The sequence below is a fragment of the Microbacterium sp. GCS4 genome (genome assembly GCF_001262495.1).
Lineage (GTDB): Bacteria > Actinomycetota > Actinomycetes > Actinomycetales > Microbacteriaceae > Microbacterium.
Window position 1 is genome coordinate 537,816 of record NZ_LGYE01000002.1, and the last position, 17,339, is coordinate 555,154.

Consider the following 17,339-nt stretch of genomic DNA (forward strand, 5'->3'; position numbering starts at 1 on the left):
GGGTGGCAGTGAACCAAGATCTCGTCGGCCGGGAGTTCCCGCCGACCACCCCGTACCTCGTCGGACGCGAGAAGGTGCGCGAGTTCGCGCGCGCCGTGTTCGCCGACGCCCCGCAGCACACCGACGTCGAGGCCGCGCGCGCCGCGGGCTTCGCCGACGTCGTCGCGCCGCCCACATTCGCCATGGTGATCCAGGACCTCACGCTGCAGCAGCTCCTCGGCGAGCCCGACTCGGGCATCCTGCTCGCCCGCACGATCCACGCCGAGCAGCGCTTCGCCTACAGCCGTCCGATCGTCGCGGGCGACGAGCTCACCGCGCAGCTCCGCGTCACCGGCATCCGCATGATGGGCGGCAACGCCATGATCACGAGCGAGGCCGAGATCGCGGATGCCGAGGGGGCGCATGTCGTGACCGCCACCAGCGTGCTGCTGGTCGGCGCGGAAGAGGGAGCCGAGTGATGCCGTACGCCGTCGGAGACGTGGTCGCCGAGCGCACCGTCCACCTGACCCGTGAGTCTCTCGTGCGCTACGCGGGCGCTTCGGGCGACTTCAACCCGATCCACTACCGTGACGATGTCGCCGCCGCCGTGGGACTGCCCGGCGTGCTCGCGCACGGGATGCTGACCATGGGCATCGCGTCGTCGGTCGTGATCGCGGCGCTCGACCCCGCGGCGCGCGTTCTCGACTACGGAGTGCGGTTCACCAAGCCCGTGGTGGTCGACCCCGAGGACGGCGCGGACCTGCACGTGCTCGCCACCGTCGGCGCGGTCGACGAGTCGGCGACCCGCGTCGACCTGAAGGTCACGTTCGGTGAGACGACGGTCCTCGTCAAGGCGCAGCTGCGCATCGCCGCGTGATGGCGGGCTCCACCGTGCCCGACGTCCGCGAGATCCCGCCGCTGCGGCTGTCGACGCTCACGACCCTCCGCACCGGCGGCGCTCCCGAGCGCATGGTCGAGGCGCATACTCGCGAGGAGCTCATCGCGGCGCTCGCTGACGTCTGGGAACGCGGAGACGAGTGGCTCGCCCTCGGCGGCGGTTCGAACCTGTTCGTCGGCGACGAGAGCTTCGAGGGCACGGTCATCCGCATCCTCACCCGCGGCATCCAGGAGATCCCCTCGCCGCATCCCGGTCGCATCCGCCTGCGGGTCGAGGCCGGTCACGGCTGGGACGAACTGGTCGCGTACGCGGTCGAGCACGGCTACGCGGGTCTCGAGGCCATGAGCGGCATCCCGGGCACGGTCGGGGCGTCCCCCGTGCAGAACATCGGAGCGTACGGCCAGGAGATCCAGGAGACTCTGGTCGAGGTCGAGCTGATCGACGAGTCGACGGGCGAGGTCTCGACGGTCTCCGCCGCAGACCTCGGGCTCGGCTTCCGCACCTCGGTGCTCAAGCACCACTACGGGCACGAGCCGCAGCGGCGGGCCGTGATCCTCTCGGTCACGGTCGATCTGCTCGTGGCGGGGGAGCGCGTCGTGCGCGGCGAGCAGCTGCGTCGGGCGCTGGGTCTCGCCTCCGACGACCCCGTGCCGCTGACGTGGGTGCGCGAGCGCATCCTCGCCACTCGGGCGTCCAAGGGGATGCTGCTCGACGAGCACGATCCCGACACCCACGGCGTGGGATCGTTCTTCCAGAACGCGATCGTGACGGATGCCGTCGCGCGCACCCTTCCTCCGGAGTGCCCGCGGTGGCCGGTCGCCCCGGACCTCGACGCCGTCACGGTGATCCCGCTCTCCTCGTACGACGGGCTCGTGCCGGTGACGAAGACCGAGGCGCCGGACGTGAAGGTCAGCGCCGCGTGGCTCATCGAGCAGGCGGGGATCCGCAAGGGCTTCAAGCTGCCGCGGTCGCGCGCCTCGGTGTCGACCAAGCACGCGCTCGCCCTGACCAACCGCGGCGGCGCGACCGCCGCGGAGGTCTCGGAGCTGGCTCGGTTCATCCAGAGCCGGGTGCACGCCGAGTTCGGCCTCGTGCTGCAGCCGGAGCCCGTGCTGCTCGGCGTGGAGCTGTAGCCCGCGTCGTCGGCATTTCTCCTGCGGTGCATCGGCATCCCGGAATGGAACGCGGCGGTCGCTCGACTGCCGGGATCGGCGCCTGACACGCTCGAAGGATGATCACCATCTCCTCGAAGAAGTCCACCGCTCTCGGTGCCGTCGGCGCGATCGTCCTGCTCTCCGTGCTCGGTTCGGCCGGGAACGCCGTCGCCCAGGAGCCTGCGACGCAGCTCGTCTCGGCGAGCGCCACGGATGCGCAGGCTCCGTCGGACGTCACGGCGCTCCAGGCGCGTGCGACGAGCGCCTCGACGATCGACCTCTCCTGGGCGGCGGCCGTCGACGATGTCGCGGTCGTGCGCTACGAGGTCCGCAGCCCCTCGACCACGGTGCTCGCGACGGTCGACGGCAGCACCACGCAGGCGACGCTCGCGAACCTGAAGCCGGGTGCCTGGTACTCGCTCCAGGTCTGGGCTTACGACGCCGCCGGGAACACGAGCGGGTCGAACGTCGTCGACCTGCGGATGCCGTCGAGCGATGCAGCCCTCCTGCTGCCGGACGTGACCGCGCCCTCGACGGTGAAGTCGCTCGCCGCTCCGAAGGCGCGGGTGGGATCCACGTCCGCGTACCTGCTGTGGTCCAAGTCCGTCGACGACCTCGGTGTCGTCGAGTACCGGGTGCGCGACCGCATCTCGGGCACGACCGTCGCGGCCGTTCCCGGCACCATCGGGATCACCGGGCTGAAAGGCGTCAGCGTCGCGTTGACGCCCGCGACGACCTACGAGCTCGAGGTCGTCGCGGTGGACGCGGCGGGCAACGTGTCCGCCCCGTCGAAGCCCGTCGCGGTCACGACCAAGCCCGCGGCCTGAGAGCACAGCGGGTGCGGGGTCGTCCCGGCGAGGTTACACTCACGGGATGAGCGGACTGATCCCGTACCTGCTGTTCCCCGGAAATGCGGCGGAGGCTCTCGAGCTGTACCGGTCCGTGTTCAGCGGTGAGCTGCAGACCATGAGCTACGCGGATGCCGGTCGGCACGACGGTCCGGGCGACGCGATCGCGCACGGTCAGCTGACCGGTCCGGTGGAACTCGCCGGAGCGGATGCCGGTGCCGACGACGACGCCGTGCAGATGAGCGGCATGTTCCTGTCGCTGCTCGGCACCGCCGACGCCACGACCCTCACCAGCTGGTTCGACCAGCTGTCCGCGGGAGGCCGCGTGATCGACGCGCTGCAGAAGCGCCCGTGGGGCGACTACGACGGCACTCTCGTCGACCGCTACGGCATCCGCTGGCTGATCGGCTTCCAGGGGGAGTAGTGCGTTTCGTCTCGTCGCTGCGCTCCTCGCTCAACGACCAGGGAGTATCCCACCCGGTCGTTGAGCGAGCGCAGCGAGACGAAACGCGCCGCGCGTCTCAGGAGGCGAACAGACGCTGCAGGCGCTGGAGGCCCGCGAGCAGCTGGTCGTCGCCCAGCGCGTACGACATGCGGATGTAGCCCGAGGGGCCGAAGGCCTCGCCCGGCACCACAGCGACCTCGGCCTGCTCGAGGATGAGGTCGGCGAGCTCGAGCGACGTCGTCGGCGTCACGCCGCCCCACCTGCGGCCGAGGAGGCCCTGCACGTCGGGGTAGACGTAGAACGCGCCGAGCGGGTTCGGCACGATGAGGCCGTCGATCTTCGACAGCTCCGACACGATCAGGCGACGACGACGGTCGAAGGCCTCGCGCATCTGCTCGGCCTCGGTCTGCGGGCCGTTGAGGGCGGCGATCGCGGCCTTCTGCGCCACGTTGTTGACGTTGCTCGACAGGTGCGACTGCAGGTTGCCGGCGATCTTGATCGCGTCGGCCGGACCCACCATCCAGCCCACACGCCATCCGGTCATGGCGTAGGTCTTCGCGACGCCGTTCACGAGGATCGTCTGCCCGGCGACCTCGGGGACGGCCGCGACGATCGACGTCGCCGTGGCGCCCTCGTACGTGAGGTTCTGGTAGATCTCGTCCGAGATCACCCAGATGCCGTGCTCCAGCGCCCACTCGCCGATCGCCTTCGTCTCCTCGGCCGTGTACACCGAGCCGGTGGGGTTGGACGGCGAGACGAACACGAGCACCGTGGTGCGCTCGGTGCGGGCGGCCTCGAGCTGCTCGACGGTGACCTTGTAGTCCTGGTCGGCGCCCGCGAAGACCTCGACCGGGATGCCGTCGGCGAGACGGACCGCCTCGGGGTACGTTGTCCAGTACGGGGCCGGCAGCAGCACCTCATCGCCCGGGTTCACCACCGCCTGGAAGGCCTGGTACACCGACTGCTTGCCGCCGTTCGTCACGATGACCTGCGACGGCGAGACCTCGAGGCCCGAGTCGCGCAGCGTCTTGGCGGCGACGGCCTCGCGCAGCGCGGCGAGTCCGGTGGCCGGGGTGTAGCGGTAGCTCGCCGGGTCGGCCAGCGCCTCGGCTGCGGCATCCACGATGAACTGCGGCGTCGAGAAGTCCGGCTCGCCCGCGGCGTAGGAGATGACGTCTTTGCCGTCGGCCTTGAGGGCCTTGGCCTTGGCGTCGACCTTGAGGGTCGCCGACTCGGCGATGGCGGACAGCTTGCGGGAGAGGGGAGCGCGTTCGGTCACGTTACGAGCGTACTCGGGAAGCCCTGCGCCGTGCCGGGTGAGTCGTCATCAAGAATCGCCGATCTTTCATGGGCGACGGGATGCTCAGACCGTCGCGAAGCCGTGCGCCTTGGCGACTGCATCCAGGGTGATGCGACCGCCCTGCACGTTCAGGCCCTTCGCCAGTGCCGGGTCCTCGGCCGCTGCCCGTTCCCAGCCCTTGCCGGCGATCGCCGACACGTAGGGGAGGGTGGCGTTCGTGAGCGAGCGCGTCGCGGTCTCCGGCACGGCGCCCGGCATGTTCGCGACGCAGTAGTAGATCGAGTCGTGGACAGCGAACGTGGGGTCGTCGTGCGTGGTGGGGCGCGAGCCCTCGAAGCATCCGCCCTGGTCGATCGCGATGTCGACGAGCACCGAGCCCGGCTTCATGTTCGCGACCATCTCGTCGGTCACGAGCTTGGGGGCGGCGGCCCCCGGGATCAGCACGGAGCCGATCACGAGATCGGCTGTCGTGAGCGCCTCGGCGATGTCGTAGCGGCTCGACGCGCGCGTCTCGAGCGCGCCGCCGTAGCGGTGCTCCAGTTCGCGCAGGCGCGGCAAGGAGATGTCGATCACGGTCACCTGCGAGCCGAGGCCCAGGGCGTTCGCGGCCGCGTGCTCGCCGGCGACGCCGCCGCCGATCACGACGGTCCGGGCGCGCGGCGCTCCGGCGATGCCGCCCATGAGCACGCCGCGTCCGCCGGCGGAGCGCATGAGCGAGTACGAGCCCATCGTGACCGAGAGGCGTCCGGCGATCTCGCTCATCGGGATGAGGAGCGGAAGGCTGCGGTCGGGCAGCTGCACGGTCTCATAGGCGACCGCCGTGGTGCCGGCGTCGACGAGCGCCGTGGTCAGGGCGCGGTCGGCCGCGAGGTGCAAGTAGGTGAAGAGCGTGAGGTCAGGGCGGAGGAATCCGTACTCCTGGGCGATCGGCTCCTTGACCTTGATGAGCAGTTCGGCCTCGCCCCAGGTCTCCTCGGCGGTCGCGACGATCTCGGCACCCGCGGTGCGGTACGCGTCGTCGGAGATGCCCGAGCCGACGCCGGCGCCCGACTGGACGAGGACGCGATGGCCCTCGTGCACCAGGCGGTCGGCTCCGGCGGGGGTCAGTGCCGTGCGGTTCTCGTTGTTCTTGACCTCGGTGGGCACGCCGATCTTCATCGATCCTCCTGGTGACGTTTGGTGCTTCCAGAATCGCAGAAACATCGTCGAGGCGACAGATTCACTGAAGAAGCTTCGGTTTGCATCGGGATCCTGCATAATCGTTCGCATGGAGACGCCATCCGAGACCCCTGAGCCGCAGAGTCTTCGGGCGCCCGCCCTCGACCACATCGACGCACGAATCGTGCAGTTGCTCAGCGCCGACGGACGCATGACCAACGCCGAGCTCGCCGGGCACCTCGGTGTCGCTCCGTCGACCGCGCACACCCGGCTGCGCGCACTCGTCGACCGCGGAGTCATCACCGGCTTCCACGCCAGCGTCGACGAGCGGATGCTGGGCGCAGGGCTCCAGGCCGTGATCGGCGTCACGCTGCGCCCGAGCGGTCGACGCGAGAGCATCGTGGAGTTCGCCGACCGCGTGCGCGTGCTGCCCCAGGTCATCCAGGTGTTCTTCCTCGGCGGGGACGACGATTTCCTGCTGCACATCGCCGTCGCGGATTCCTCCGAGATGCGGGAGTTCGTGCTCGAGCACCTGTCGGCGCAGGCCAGCGTCGCGTCGACCCGCACGAGCATCGTGTTCGACTACCACCGCAACTCGGTCGCGGCGTCGTTCCGCTGAGGGCGCGGGCGTCGTCGCGGAGTAGGCGTCCGTCAGGCGCGGACCACGGGGACCAGGTCGGTCAGACCACGGAGGGCGTCGCTGTCGCGAGATACGAGCGTGAACCCGTGCGCGAGCGCGGTCGCGGCGAGCATGCGGTCGAACGTATGCGGACGAGCCGGCAGTCGTTGCGCGCTCAAGTGGGCGAGTACTCGGTCGTAGGCGTCGGCGCAGTCGTCGTCGAACGGGATGCCATCGCCGAAGGCGGCGCGCAGCGCGGCCAGTCGTGCCGACCGCTGCCTGAAGATCTGGATGTCCTGCGTCGTGTGGAGGCCCTTGGCGAGTTCGGCCCACGTGAGGGAGCTCACGCGCAGGTCGTCGAACGCGTCGAGATCGGCGGCCGACTCACCGCGAGAGTCGGAGGCGATGAGGATGTTCGTATCGAGGAGCGCGATCATCCTTCCCACGCGTTCCGCGCGTCGTCGAGGTCGGAGCGCTCGATGGTAATCTCCTGCCCCCACGCGGCATCCACGGGCGTTTCCGCAAGCGTGCGGCGCAGATCGGCGGCGGTCGTCGCGCGGCGGGTTCGTGGCGGGACGAGTTGCGCGATCTCCCGACGGTGTCGCGTCACGGAGTACGTTTCTCCGTGTGCGACCGCGTCGAGGGCGGCAGTCGGATTCTGACGGAGATCGCCGACGGAGATGGTCTTCATCATCCGATTCTAGCAAATAAAGACATTTATCTACGTGCGCCAGTCAGGCGCCGAAGGCGGCGGGGAGGGCACAGTAGTCGGCGAAGCGGCGGGTCGGGTTCTCGGGGTCGGTGACGTCGACGAGTGCGGAGGCCACCGAGTGCGGCTGCTCCGCGCCGGCGAGCTGCCACAGCGTGAAGTTCCACAGGCCACGGGTGCTCTCGCTCAGCAGAGCTGCGGGTCCGGAGACCACGAGCACCGCGCGGTCGGACCCGTCGGCGCGGAACGGGGCGATCACGTCGGTCCGCAGCACGTCCCCGTCGCCGTCAGCGCTGTGCACGCGCTCGACCGGGTGCCCGGCGGCGACCAGCGCCGCAGCGAGGTCGTCGGCGGCGCGGCGCGAGCGCTCGGCATCCGTTCCCGCGACCGCGAGCAGTCGCTTCCCCCGGGGGTAGAGGTGCAGGAACTCCGCGGCGATCCCGGTCCAGGTGTCGGTCATGCAGTCAGGCTACGCCCGTCAGAGCGGGCGGGGGCCGGGAAGGCACGACGAGGGGCCCGGATGCCGTCGGCGTCCGGGCCCCTCGAGATCCGCGACCTCAGTCCTCCTCGAGCAGGAACCGGGAGTAGGCGCCGACCGTGAGGAACGCGGGGAACTCGGGCTGCAGCGCCACCTCGCGGAACACCTCGGCCGCGTCGTCGAAGCGGTCGCCGGCAGAGCGGGTCGCCTGAGCCAGCACCTGCCCGATCAAGCCCTCGACGTACTCCGCCGTGATGGGCGTGCCGTCCTCCGTGGTGCGGTCCTGGTGGATCCACTGCCACACCTGCGAGCGGCTGATCTCGGCGGTCGCGGCATCCTCCATGAGGTTGTCGATCGCCACCGCCCCGAGGCCCCGCAGCCACGCCTCGAGGTAGCGGATGGCCACCGAGACGTTGTCGCGCACTCCACGCGCCGTGATCGGACGCCCGATGTGCAGGTCGAGGAGGTCCTCCGGCGCGACCGACACCTCGGGGCGAAGCCGGTCGAGCTGGTTCGGACGGTCGCCGAGCACGGCGTCGAACTCCGCCTGCGCCGTGGGGATCAGGTCGGGGTGCGCAACCCAGGTGCCGTCGAAGCCGTCGCCCGCTTCGCGCTTCTTGTCGGCTGAGACCTTCTCGATCGCCCGGGCGGTGACCTCGGGGTCGCGTCGGTTCGGGATGAAGGCGCTCATGCCGCCGATGGCATACGCGCCCCGCTTGTGGCAGGTCTGCACGAGCAGCTCGGTGTAGGCCCGCATGAACGGCACCGTCATCGTGACCTCGCTGCGGTCGGGGAGCACGAAGCGTGCCCCGCGGCCGCGGTAGTTCTTGATGATCGAGAAGATGTAGTCCCAGCGACCGGCGTTGAGGCCGGCGCAGTGGTCGCGCAGCTCGTAGAGGATCTCGTCCATCTCGAACGCGGCCGGGAGCGTCTCGATCAGCACGGTCGCGCGGATCGTGCCGTGGGGGATCCCGATGTACTCCTCGCTGAACGAGAACACGTCGTCCCACAGCTTCGCCTCCTCGCTGGATTCGATCTTGGCGAGGTAGAAGTACGGGCCGCGGCCGTTCGCGATGAGCTCCTGCGCGTTGTGCAGGAAGTACAGCCCGAAGTCCACGAGGGAACCGGATGCCGCGGTGCGGCGTCCCGCCCGATCGATGAACTCCACGTGCTTCTCCGGCAGATGCCAGCCGCGGGGGCGCATCACGATCGTGGGCGTCCGCTCGGCGGTGACGCGGTACTCCTTGCCGGGGCCCTCGGCGGTGGCCGGTCCCGTGAAGGAGAGCTCGCCGCGGATCGCGTCACGCAGCGACAACTGCCCCTCGATCACGTTCTTCCAGGTGGGGCTCGTGGCATCCTCCTGATCGGCCAGCCAGACCCGCGCGCCCGAGTTCAGCGCGTTGATCGTCATCTTCGGATCGGTGGGGCCGGTGATCTCGACGCGGCGGTCCTCGAGCCCCGGACCGGCGCCGGCGACCCGCCAGGACGCGTCCTCGCGGATGTGCCGGGTGTCGTCGCGGAAGCGCGGGTCGTGGCCGTTTCCGATCTCGAAGCGACGGCGCATCCGATCGGCGAGGCGGTCGTGGCGGCGCGACGCGAAACGGTGGTGCAGCTCGGTGAGGAACGCGATCGCCTCGGGGGTGAGGATCTCGGCGTAGCGGTCGCGCAGTGGTCCGGTGACGGTGATCGCCGGACCCTGCTGCGTGGGCTGGATGGTGGGAGTGGTCATGATCGGTGTCCTTGTCTGTGTGGCGCGTTTCGTCTCGCTTCGCTCGCTCAACGACCGGGGAGCAGCGAGACGAAACGGGGGTCAGTGGAACTGCGCGGTCTCGGTGGAGCCGGCGAGGGCGAGCGTGACGCTGTCGGGGTTGAGCGCCGTCGAGATCACGTCGAAGTAGCCGGTGCCCGCCTCTCGCTGGTGCTTGGTGGCGGTGTAGCCGTCGGCTTCGGCGGCGAACTCGGCCTCCTGCAGTTCGACGTACGCGCTCATGGCGCGCTCGGCGTAACCGCGGGCGAGGTCGAACATGGAGTGGTTCAGGGCGTGGAAACCGGCCAGCGTGATGAACTGGAACTTGTAGCCGAGCTCGGCCAGCTCCTGCTGGAAGGTCGCGATCTCGGCATCCGAGAGGTGGCGCTTCCAGTTGAAGCTCGGTGAGCAGTTGTACGCGAGCATCTTGCCGGGGAACTCGGCGTGGATCGCCGCCGCGAACTCGCGGGCCAGTTCGATGTCGGGCTCGCCGGTCTCGACCCAGAGCAGGTCGGCATACGGGGCGAAGGCGAGTCCACGGCTGATGACCGAGTCGATGCCGGCGCGGACGCGGTAGAAGCCCTCGGGTGTGCGCTCGCCGGTCGTGAACGCCTGATCCCGTTCGTCGACGTCGCTCGTCAGCAGGTCGGCGGCGAGAGCATCCGTCCTGGCGATGATCACGGTCGGGACGCCCGCGACATCGGCCGCGAGGCGTGCCGCGTTCAGCGTGCGGATGTGCTGCTGTGTCGGCACGAGGACCTTGCCGCCCAGGTGGCCGCACTTCTTCTCGCTCGCGAGCTGGTCCTCCCAGTGGATCGCTGCCGCGCCCGCCTGGATGAGCGACTGCGCCAGCTCGTAGGCGTTGAGCGGACCGCCGAATCCGGCCTCGGCGTCCGCGACGATCGGCGCGAGCCAGTCCTGCGTGACGGTGCCCTCGGCGTGCTCGAGCTGGTCCTGGCGCAGCAGCGCGTTGTTGATGCGACGCACGACGGCCGGCACCGAGTTGGCGGGGTAGAGCGACTGGTCGGGGTAGGTCTGACCGGCGAGGTTGCCGTCGGCCGCGACCTGCCAACCCGAGAGGTAGATGGCCTTGAGGCCGGCGCGCACCTGCTGCACGGCCTGACCGCCGGTGTAGGCGCCGAGCGCGCGGACGTAGTCCTCGGTGTGCAGCAGGTTCCACAGGTTCTCGGCGCCGCGGTGGGCGAGCGTGGAATCCTCGCGGACCGAGCCGCGGATGCGGATGACGTCGTCGGCCGTGTAGGTGCGCTCGACGCCGTCCCAGCGCGGGTCGGTGTCCCAGATCTCCTGCAGCTCGGCGGCCGTCTGGACCTGGTCGCCTGCCCGGAGTCCGGCGGGGCGGGGTGTGCGGTTCTCGGCGGTGTTCGACATGGTGTCTCCTTGATCGGATGCCGGCGGCGGTGCCGGGTGGCGTGTATCCACCATCCGTGAAGTTCCGCGGCCTCGATGACGATTCGTCAAGTGAAGATCGACGGAAATTCTGTTTCTGTGACAGAATCGCCCCTGTCTGGGTCGTTGAGCGAGCGAAGCGAGACGAAACGTCGCACGTTTCGTCTCGTCGCTCCGCTCCTCGCTCAACGACCGGCGTGCGAAGGAGGCCCTTATGGACGAGAACGAGACCGACGCCCTCACGATCGGGCGACGCATTCGCCAGCTCCGCACGGCGCGGGGGATGACACTCGACGACCTCGCGGCGGCCGTCGACCGCGCCCCGAGTCAGCTGTCGATGATCGAGACCGGCAAGCGGGAGCCCAAGCTCACGCAGTTGCAGGCGATCGCCCGGGCGCTCGGCGTGACGTTGGATGCGCTGCTGGAGGGAGAGCCGCTCGACGAACGCAGCGCGATCGAGATCGCCCTGGAGCGCGCCATGAAGGGGCAGACGTTCCAGGCGCTGGGCATCGAGCCCTTCCGGATCGCCAAGAGCATGCCGACCGATGCGCTCAGGGCGCTCCTCGCCCTGCACGGCGAGATCGACCGGCTGCGCGACGAGCGCGCTGCCACGCCGGAGGAGGCGCGGCGCGCCAACGTCGAGCTCCGGCACCTGATGCGCCGGCAGGACAATCACTTCGCCGAGCTCGAGGCCCAGGCCTCCGAGATCCTCGCCGCCGTGCGGCATCCGGGCGGTCCGCTCACCCAGCGCACGGCGTCGGAGATCGCCGCCTACCTCGGCTTCACGCTGCACTACGCCCCCGACCTGCCGCAGACCACGCGGAGCGTCGCGGATCTCGCGAACGGGCGGCTGTACCTGTCGAGCACGGTGCCGGCCAAGGGCGACGCCCGCACCGCGGTGCTGCAGGCGCTGTCGAGCCGCATGCTCGGGCACGTAGAGCCGCGCAGCTACGCCGAGTTCTTGCGTCAGCGCGTCGAGACGAACTACCTCACGGGGGCGCTGCTGATGCCCGAGGCGCACGTCGTGCCCGCGCTGCAGGAGGCCAAGGCCCGGCGGTCGATCTCGATCGAGGATCTGCGCGACGCCTACTCCGTGTCGTACGAGACCGCCGCGCACCGCTTCACCAATCTCGCGACACGGCATCTCGGCATCCCCGTGCACTTCCTCAAGGTGCACGAATCGGGGACGATCACCAAGGCGTACGAGAACGACGACGTGAACTTCCCGACGGATCGGCTCGGCGCGATCGAGGGTCAGATGTGCTGTCGTCGGTGGACGAGCCGGGTCGTGTTCGACGAGGACGACCGCTTCAACCCCTACTACCAGTACACCGACACGGGCAACGGGACCTATTGGTGCACCGCGCGCGTGGAGGCGTCGAGCGAAGGGCTGCACTCGGTCAGCGTCGGCGTGCGCTTCGACGACACGAAGTGGTTCGTGGGGCGTGACACCCCGCATCGGGGAGTCTCGCGGCACTCGATCGAGGTGTGCTGCCGCCGGGCGCCCGCCGACCTGGAGGAGCGCTGGCGCGAGCAGTCCTGGCCGAACGTGAAGACGCCCCGCACGCTGCTCGCGACCCTGCCGACCGGTGCCTTCCCCGGAGTCGACTCGACCGATGTGTACGAGTTCCTCGAGGCGCACGCCCCGCGCTGAGCGATCTCGGCGGGAGACCGCAGGCGCTCAGGCGGTGAGGGCGCTCGGCGCCCAGGACGGCCAGTCGACCCTGCCGATCGGAACGCCGTGCTCGTAGGTCGCGACGAGACGGAAGGGTGCGGCGGCGGTGCTGTTGTCGAAGAACTCCGCGCGATCCGCTGATGGCAGGGCGCGCTCGATGAGGTCCCAGAGTCTCGCGTGTCTGTCCCGAACCTTCTGCTCGGGCACATCGTGCCCACCCGTGGCTACTCGTTCGGCGACACGGGCGACGCTCACTTCGACGGGGACCATCATGACGTGCAGATGCACGAGATATCCACGACGGACGGCCTCCACCACGAGATCGACCTTGCTGCTGTGGCTGAACACCGTCTCCGTGATGAAAGAACGCTGCGCGTTCATCAGCTCGCTTCGCCTCGCGGCGGCGAGCCGCGAGGCCTCGTATGCGTGTTCAGCGGGGGCTGAAGGCCATTCGGCCGCTGCGATCTGATCGGCGTTGACGAAGGGCAGGTGCGTCACGGGCTGAAGGACGCGCTCGGCGTAGGTGGACTTGCCTGAGCCGTTGGGGCCCGCCAGAAGATGGACGACCGGCACGCGTCAGGAGTTCGAGTCGCGGCCGCGTGTGACAACGCGCCCTCGGGGGTCCGCTTCCGTCCACGTTCGTCCCGCAGCGCTGAACTCCGCCGCGAGATCCAGGCGCGCGCGGCGCTCGACGATCTGCTGGTCCCACGTCGCTCGCACCACGGCCTGCCCGTGCTCATCGAGGTCATCGTAGGCGGCCACGCCGGCGAGGACCCGGCGGATATCGCGATGGTTCACTCGTGGTGAGGCCTCGATCTCGCGTCCGATCCGCGCCCAGTGCGTGATCTGCTGCGCCGCGCTGCGGCTCTCCTCCGCGCCGATCGACTTGGCCACCTCGAAGAGGTCCCCGTCGACCCTGGTCGGCATGCTGCTGCTCATCCACACATTGTAGCAAGGTGCTACCCGGTGACGAGAGGAGTTGAGTGAACACCGAACACCTGTTAGGTTTTCGGGAATCGGAGCGCTGCGATCGGCAGCGCCGTTCTCGACGAGGAGAAGCGATGAAGCGATGGATGAGTGCAGTGGCGACCGCAGGACTGGTCGTCTCGGGGCTGGCTCTCGCCGGCCCTGCGGTGGCCGGCGGTAACGGCACAGGACACGGCGGGCACGGCGGCGGCAAGCCGGGAACCGAGGAGCTGAACCGCTGGGCGGTCGACACCTGGCGGTCGCTCGACGCCATGACCGATGAGGGCACCGGTCTGCCGTCCGACAACATCACGGGCGACCTGCAGACCGCGGGCGCCTACACGTCTCCCACGAACATCGGGGGCTATCTCTGGTCGACCGTCACCGCGCGCGACCTCGGCATCATCGGCGACGACGAGGCCCGCGACCGCATGACCACCACGCTCGACACCCTCGCCGGTCTCGAACGCAACGATGCGAGCGGGATGTTCTACAACTGGTACTCCCCGACGACGGGGGAGAAGCTCACCACCTGGCCGGACTCCGGCGATCCCGTATACCCGTTCCTCAGCACGGTCGACAACGGCTGGCTCGCCGCATCCCTCCGCATCGTCCGTGAAGCGGAGCCCGATCTCGCGGAAGAGGCGGACGCCCTCTACGACTCGATGGACTTCGGAGCGTTCTTCGACCCCGCCGGTGCTGCGGGGCTCCCCGCAGGCACGAACCGCGGCGGCTTCTGGGACGCGGCTCCGCCGGACTGCAGCGTCGAGGCGCCCATGTACAACGGCTCGGGCGAGACCGCGTTCTACACGTGCCACCACTACGACACGACCGTGAGCGAGAGCCGCATCGCGACCTACCTCGGGATCGCCAACGGGCAGATCCCGGCGACCGCACTGTACGGCACGCATCGCACCATGCCGCCCGGATGCGATTGGGCCTGGCAGGAGCAGCTCCCGCAGGGCGAGTACCGCACTTACGACGGCGTCGAGGTCTGGGAGGGCACCTACCAGTACGGCGGCATGTCGTTCGTCCCCAGCTGGGGCGGCAGCATGTTCGAGTCGCTCATGCCCGATCTCCTCGTGCCCGAGGCGGAGTGGGGCCCGAAGTCGTGGAAGACCAACCACGCCGTCACGGTCGCCGTCCAGAAGCAGCACGGGCTCGACGAGGCCGGCTACGGCTACTGGGGCTTCTCGCCCGCGAGCAACCCGTTCGGCGGGTACGCCGAGTACGGCGTGGACGTCGCCGGGATGCGGTCGGACGGCTACACCTCGGATGCCGAGCAGACCGACGTCGACCTCGACCGTCCCGGGTGCTCGACCGGAACGAACCCTACTCCCGAGTTCGGCGACGGCGTCGTGACCCCGCATGCCGCGTTCCTCGCGCTGCCGTACGACCGCCGGGGAGCCCTGAGCAACCTCGAGGGCATCGAGCAGGAGCTGGGAGCATACGGCCCCGGCGGCTTCTACGACGCGGTCGCCGTGAAGAGCGGCACCATCGCGGAGCGCTACCTGTCGCTCGACCAGTCGATGATCATGGCGGCGATCGGCAACGAACTCACGAAAGATACACTCAAGGACTACTTCGTGGACCGAGAGATGGAGCAGACGCTGAGGCCCGCGATGAAGCAGCAGGTATTCGGCTCGTCGTGGGGAGCGGGACACGGCCACGGCGGCTGAGTCCCGCCCGGCCCGCGTCGGAGGAGTGGAGCGGGCAGTGGGAACGAGCGAGCAGCGGGCCGCGGGGCGAGGGCCCCGCGGCCCCTACGCGTCCGGGCAGGCGCGGCGGCAGGCGATCGTCGACGAGGCGCTCGCGGTGTTCGCCCGCACCGGGTTCCGTGGCGGATCCCTGCGGGAGATCGCGAAGCGCGTCGGCGTGACGCCGGCCGGGCTCCTGCACCACTTCGCCGACAAGGAGGAGCTGTTCGCGGAGGTGCTCCGTCAACGCGACGAGAAGGTGCGCGCGGCGGCGGGGGATCCCGCCGAGCACACGCTGCTCGAGCAGGCGTCGCGGGTGGTGGCACACAACCAGACGACTCGAGGCCTGACCTCGCTGTACGCGATCGTGTCGGCCGAGGCGACCGACCCCGAGCATCCGTCTCATGCCGACTTCGCCACCCGCTACCGGGACCGTGCAACCGAGGCGGAGGAGATCCTCCGCCTCGGCCAGGCGGCGGGCGAGGTGCGACAGGACGTCGACCCCGCGCACGCCGCGCGGTTGATCAGCGCGGTCATGGACGGCATCCAGCTGCAGTGGCTGCTCGACGACTCGGTCGACATGGTCCTGCTGTTCCAGGAGTTCGTGGATCGGTACCTGCTGCCCGAGGCGCCGACGGGCGACTGACCTTCGCGCGATCAGTCGCGCGCGGTCTGCAGCAGCGCCCAGAGCTCGGCGCGGGCGGGGAACGACGACAGGTCGACGCCCAACAGAGTGCCGGCCTGCGCGATGCGCGTGCGCAGGGTGTGGCGGTGGACGCCGAGCGAGGCGGCCGTCGGCTCGGCCTTCGCATCGTTCTCGAGCCAGGAGCGCAGCGTCCCCTCCAGGTCGTTCCCCGAACGGGCGTCGCTCTCGCGCAGGGGGGCGAGGCGCGTGTCGGCGAGCAGGCGGGCCTCGTCGGTCGCGAGGGCACCGAGGATGCTGGTGCTCACCGCGTCCGCGTAGCGGAACACGCCGGCATCCGGCTGGTGCAGCAACGCGGTCACGGCCTGCGCGTGCGCACGGGAGAACGCGTCGTACGACTCGGGACCCGACGCTCCCATGCGGAGGCCGAACCTGGCGGCCGCATCGTCGAGCAGCGCCTCGTCGCTCGCCGCGACGCACAGCGTCACGCCCTCGTCGGACTCCGCGAGGAAGGAGGCGACGCCGTCGTCGGCGCGTCGCCTCTCCCACCAGTCGATCAGGGGACCGGCCGGAGCATCGGAGGCGACGGCCACGACCACGGGCGCGGGAGGCAGCCCGCCGAGCACGCGACGCGCGAGCCCCGGGTCGTCGTCCTGCAGCGACACGAGAAGCTGCGAGTGCAGGCGTCGGCGGCTGCGGGAGAGCTGCTCGCTCTGCTCGAGTGCGAGGCCCGCCATCGCGATGACCGAGGTGACGACCGTGCGCGCCTCGGCGTCGAGCCCGTCGATCCCGAGCGCGATGACCCCGCGCAGCCGTCCTCCGCGGCCGATCGTGAACAGCATGAACGTCTGCTCGTGGAGAGTGAGCGACTGCCCGGCCTCGAGTCCGCGCGTGAGCACTTCGGCGACGTGCGCGGCGAGCTCGGTCTGCTGCTGGGGTGCGAGCTCTGCGCGAGGGTGTGAGACCTGCAGGGCGCCGGCGGCGTCGTACATCCCCACCCAGACGCTCAGCCGGCGACCGAGCTCCGCCAGCGTGGCGTCGAGTCCGCGGGGGCGGAGGGCTGCGAGTGCGAGCGCGCGCTGCGTGTCGAGCGCCCAGGACCGTCGGGAGTATGCCTGCGCGGCGATCGCCTCGGAGTGCGCGCGCGCCACGGCGATGAAGGGCGTGCGGTACGGCACCTCGAACAGCGGCATCCCGCGCAGGGCGCACTCGGCGATCAGCTCCTCGGGGATGCCGGTGCGATGCACTTCCGTGCCGAACCCGAGGCCCTGCACGCCGCGGTCGGACAGCCGCCCCACGTAGACGTCGATGTCGGTCTCGTCGTCGAACTGCGTTCCCGTCGTGAGCAGCACGAGGTCCTCGGCGAGGAAGGGCGTGGGGTCCGCGAGGTCGGAGCTGTGCACCCAGCGCAGCGGGCGGTCGAGTGCGCCCTCGGGCAGTTCCGCCTCGGTCGAGACGAGCCGGAGTCCGAGGTCGCGGCGCCGGAAGAGGGCGCGCAGCGTGGGCTGATCCACGATCTCCATCACATGACCCTTGTACTCTTCGGCGAATATCTCTCCCCAGATTGTACAACTAGGTGAATGCAGCCCGCCTGAGCGCGGTCGTACGCTCGCGAC

The 17,339-nt window shown here is 69.9% G+C and carries 19 protein-coding genes; 9 read left to right on the forward strand and 10 right to left on the reverse strand.

Annotation, left to right across the window (positions count from 1 at the left end; translation table 11 throughout):
- Nucleotides 1-2 precede the first annotated feature (2 nt).
- The 5 genes from AKH00_RS09800 (at nucleotide 3) to AKH00_RS09820 (ending at nucleotide 3,303) form a co-directional block, all read left to right on the forward strand.
- A complete protein-coding gene (locus tag AKH00_RS09800; protein ID WP_050722520.1) occupies nucleotides 3-458 on the forward strand; it encodes an FAS1-like dehydratase domain-containing protein in 456 nt (151 codons plus the stop codon).
- Nucleotides 458-856, forward strand: coding sequence for a MaoC/PaaZ C-terminal domain-containing protein (locus AKH00_RS09805; protein WP_050722521.1), 399 nt, complete (start codon nucleotides 458-460; stop codon nucleotides 854-856). Before AKH00_RS09800 ends, AKH00_RS09805 begins: the two co-directional genes overlap by 1 nt.
- Nucleotides 856-2,010: a UDP-N-acetylmuramate dehydrogenase gene (locus tag AKH00_RS09810; RefSeq protein ID WP_050722927.1), complete on the forward strand. Its 1,155-nt coding sequence runs from the start codon at nucleotides 856-858 to the stop codon at nucleotides 2,008-2,010. The genes AKH00_RS09805 and AKH00_RS09810 overlap by 1 nt, the downstream gene beginning before the upstream one ends.
- A 98-nt stretch (nucleotides 2,011-2,108) precedes the next feature.
- Nucleotides 2,109-2,858, forward strand: a complete 750-nt coding sequence (locus AKH00_RS09815; protein WP_050722522.1) for a fibronectin type III domain-containing protein — start codon at nucleotides 2,109-2,111, stop codon at nucleotides 2,856-2,858.
- Nucleotides 2,859-2,904: 46 nt separating this feature from the next.
- Nucleotides 2,905-3,303 (forward strand): VOC family protein, encoded by a 399-nt coding sequence (locus AKH00_RS09820; protein ID WP_050722523.1) that lies wholly within the window; start codon nucleotides 2,905-2,907, stop codon nucleotides 3,301-3,303.
- A 97-nt stretch (nucleotides 3,304-3,400) separates the two neighbouring features.
- On the opposite strand, the gene AKH00_RS09825 is transcribed toward AKH00_RS09820, so the two are convergent.
- Complete coding sequence (locus AKH00_RS09825; RefSeq protein WP_050722524.1) at nucleotides 3,401-4,603, reverse strand: pyridoxal phosphate-dependent aminotransferase; 1,203 nt, start codon at nucleotides 4,601-4,603, stop codon at nucleotides 3,401-3,403.
- 84 nt (nucleotides 4,604-4,687) lie between these two features.
- On the reverse strand, nucleotides 4,688-5,782 hold the full coding sequence (ald, locus tag AKH00_RS09830) for an alanine dehydrogenase (protein WP_050722525.1): 1,095 nt from the start codon (nucleotides 5,780-5,782) through the stop codon (nucleotides 4,688-4,690).
- Between the two features lie 109 nt (nucleotides 5,783-5,891).
- Here ald and AKH00_RS09835 point away from each other — a divergent pair, with 109 nt between their 5' ends.
- A complete protein-coding gene (locus AKH00_RS09835) occupies nucleotides 5,892-6,401 on the forward strand; it encodes an Lrp/AsnC family transcriptional regulator (protein ID WP_050722526.1) in 510 nt (169 codons plus the stop codon).
- A gap of 32 nt (nucleotides 6,402-6,433) precedes the next feature.
- Here the strand turns inward: AKH00_RS09835 and AKH00_RS09840 are convergent, their stop codons facing one another.
- From AKH00_RS09840 to aceA, 5 genes are all read right to left on the reverse strand, one after another.
- A complete protein-coding gene (locus AKH00_RS09840; protein ID WP_050722527.1) occupies nucleotides 6,434-6,838 on the reverse strand; it encodes a PIN domain-containing protein in 405 nt (134 codons plus the stop codon).
- Nucleotides 6,835-7,092 carry a type II toxin-antitoxin system Phd/YefM family antitoxin gene (locus AKH00_RS09845; protein WP_050722528.1) on the reverse strand — a complete coding sequence of 86 codons (258 nt, stop codon included), beginning with the start codon at nucleotides 7,090-7,092 and terminating at the stop codon, nucleotides 6,835-6,837. The genes AKH00_RS09840 and AKH00_RS09845 overlap by 4 nt, the downstream gene beginning before the upstream one ends.
- A 43-nt stretch (nucleotides 7,093-7,135) precedes the next feature.
- The gene (locus tag AKH00_RS09850; RefSeq protein ID WP_050722529.1) at nucleotides 7,136-7,570 is read right to left on the reverse strand and encodes a hypothetical protein; all 435 of its coding nucleotides are present in this window, start codon (nucleotides 7,568-7,570) and stop codon (nucleotides 7,136-7,138) included.
- A 97-nt stretch (nucleotides 7,571-7,667) separates the two neighbouring features.
- Nucleotides 7,668-9,317 (reverse strand): malate synthase A, encoded by a 1,650-nt coding sequence (gene aceB / locus AKH00_RS09855; protein ID WP_050722530.1) that lies wholly within the window; start codon nucleotides 9,315-9,317, stop codon nucleotides 7,668-7,670.
- A gap of 81 nt (nucleotides 9,318-9,398) precedes the next feature.
- The gene (gene aceA, locus AKH00_RS09860; RefSeq protein WP_050722531.1) at nucleotides 9,399-10,724 is read right to left on the reverse strand and encodes an isocitrate lyase; all 1,326 of its coding nucleotides are present in this window, start codon (nucleotides 10,722-10,724) and stop codon (nucleotides 9,399-9,401) included.
- 232 nt (nucleotides 10,725-10,956) lie between these two features.
- On the opposite strand from aceA, the gene AKH00_RS09865 reads away from it, so the two are divergent.
- Nucleotides 10,957-12,396 (forward strand): helix-turn-helix domain-containing protein, encoded by a 1,440-nt coding sequence (locus AKH00_RS09865; RefSeq protein ID WP_050722532.1) that lies wholly within the window; start codon nucleotides 10,957-10,959, stop codon nucleotides 12,394-12,396.
- Between the two features lie 27 nt (nucleotides 12,397-12,423).
- Here AKH00_RS09865 and AKH00_RS09870 read toward each other — a convergent pair whose 3' ends face one another.
- Nucleotides 12,424-12,990, reverse strand: a complete 567-nt coding sequence (locus tag AKH00_RS09870; RefSeq protein ID WP_050722533.1) for a zeta toxin family protein — start codon at nucleotides 12,988-12,990, stop codon at nucleotides 12,424-12,426.
- Nucleotides 12,991-12,993: 3 nt separating this feature from the next.
- On the reverse strand, nucleotides 12,994-13,356 hold the full coding sequence (locus tag AKH00_RS17655; RefSeq protein ID WP_082297540.1) for a TA system antitoxin ParD family protein: 363 nt from the start codon (nucleotides 13,354-13,356) through the stop codon (nucleotides 12,994-12,996).
- A 122-nt stretch (nucleotides 13,357-13,478) separates the two neighbouring features.
- On the opposite strand from AKH00_RS17655, the gene AKH00_RS09880 reads away from it, so the two are divergent.
- Together AKH00_RS09880 and AKH00_RS09885 are read left to right on the forward strand one after the other, a co-directional pair.
- A complete protein-coding gene (locus tag AKH00_RS09880; RefSeq protein WP_050722534.1) occupies nucleotides 13,479-15,062 on the forward strand; it encodes a glucoamylase family protein in 1,584 nt (527 codons plus the stop codon).
- A gap of 37 nt (nucleotides 15,063-15,099) precedes the next feature.
- Complete coding sequence (locus AKH00_RS09885; protein ID WP_050722535.1) at nucleotides 15,100-15,726, forward strand: TetR/AcrR family transcriptional regulator; 627 nt, start codon at nucleotides 15,100-15,102, stop codon at nucleotides 15,724-15,726.
- A gap of 11 nt (nucleotides 15,727-15,737) precedes the next feature.
- On the opposite strand, the gene AKH00_RS09890 is transcribed toward AKH00_RS09885, so the two are convergent.
- Nucleotides 15,738-17,246, reverse strand: coding sequence for a PucR family transcriptional regulator (locus AKH00_RS09890; RefSeq protein WP_050722536.1), 1,509 nt, complete (start codon nucleotides 17,244-17,246; stop codon nucleotides 15,738-15,740).
- Nucleotides 17,247-17,339 lie beyond the last annotated feature (93 nt).

What these genes read in the sequence shown, in the direction of transcription:
- aceA (WP_050722531.1), bottom strand. Translation starts at nt 10,724, where the DNA reads ATGTCGAACACCGCCGAGAACCGCACACCCCGCCCCGCCGGACTCCGG.
- ald (WP_050722525.1), bottom strand. Translation starts at nt 5,782, where the DNA reads ATGAAGATCGGCGTGCCCACCGAGGTCAAGAACAACGAGAACCGCACG.
- AKH00_RS09845 (WP_050722528.1), bottom strand. Translation starts at nt 7,092, where the DNA reads ATGAAGACCATCTCCGTCGGCGATCTCCGTCAGAATCCGACTGCCGCC.
- AKH00_RS09815 (WP_050722522.1), top strand. Translation starts at nt 2,109, where the DNA reads ATGATCACCATCTCCTCGAAGAAGTCCACCGCTCTCGGTGCCGTCGGC.
- AKH00_RS17655 (WP_082297540.1), bottom strand. Translation starts at nt 13,356, where the DNA reads ATGAGCAGCAGCATGCCGACCAGGGTCGACGGGGACCTCTTCGAGGTG.
- AKH00_RS09880 (WP_050722534.1), top strand. Translation starts at nt 13,479, where the DNA reads ATGAAGCGATGGATGAGTGCAGTGGCGACCGCAGGACTGGTCGTCTCG.
- AKH00_RS09805 (WP_050722521.1), top strand. Translation starts at nt 458, where the DNA reads ATGCCGTACGCCGTCGGAGACGTGGTCGCCGAGCGCACCGTCCACCTG.
- AKH00_RS09865 (WP_050722532.1), top strand. Translation starts at nt 10,957, where the DNA reads ATGGACGAGAACGAGACCGACGCCCTCACGATCGGGCGACGCATTCGC.
- AKH00_RS09840 (WP_050722527.1), bottom strand. Translation starts at nt 6,838, where the DNA reads ATGATCGCGCTCCTCGATACGAACATCCTCATCGCCTCCGACTCTCGC.
- AKH00_RS09835 (WP_050722526.1), top strand. Translation starts at nt 5,892, where the DNA reads ATGGAGACGCCATCCGAGACCCCTGAGCCGCAGAGTCTTCGGGCGCCC.
- AKH00_RS09890 (WP_050722536.1), bottom strand. Translation starts at nt 17,246, where the DNA reads ATGGAGATCGTGGATCAGCCCACGCTGCGCGCCCTCTTCCGGCGCCGC.
- AKH00_RS09850 (WP_050722529.1), bottom strand. Translation starts at nt 7,570, where the DNA reads ATGACCGACACCTGGACCGGGATCGCCGCGGAGTTCCTGCACCTCTAC.
- AKH00_RS09820 (WP_050722523.1), top strand. Translation starts at nt 2,905, where the DNA reads ATGAGCGGACTGATCCCGTACCTGCTGTTCCCCGGAAATGCGGCGGAG.
- AKH00_RS09810 (WP_050722927.1), top strand. Translation starts at nt 856, where the DNA reads ATGGCGGGCTCCACCGTGCCCGACGTCCGCGAGATCCCGCCGCTGCGG.
- aceB (WP_050722530.1), bottom strand. Translation starts at nt 9,317, where the DNA reads ATGACCACTCCCACCATCCAGCCCACGCAGCAGGGTCCGGCGATCACC.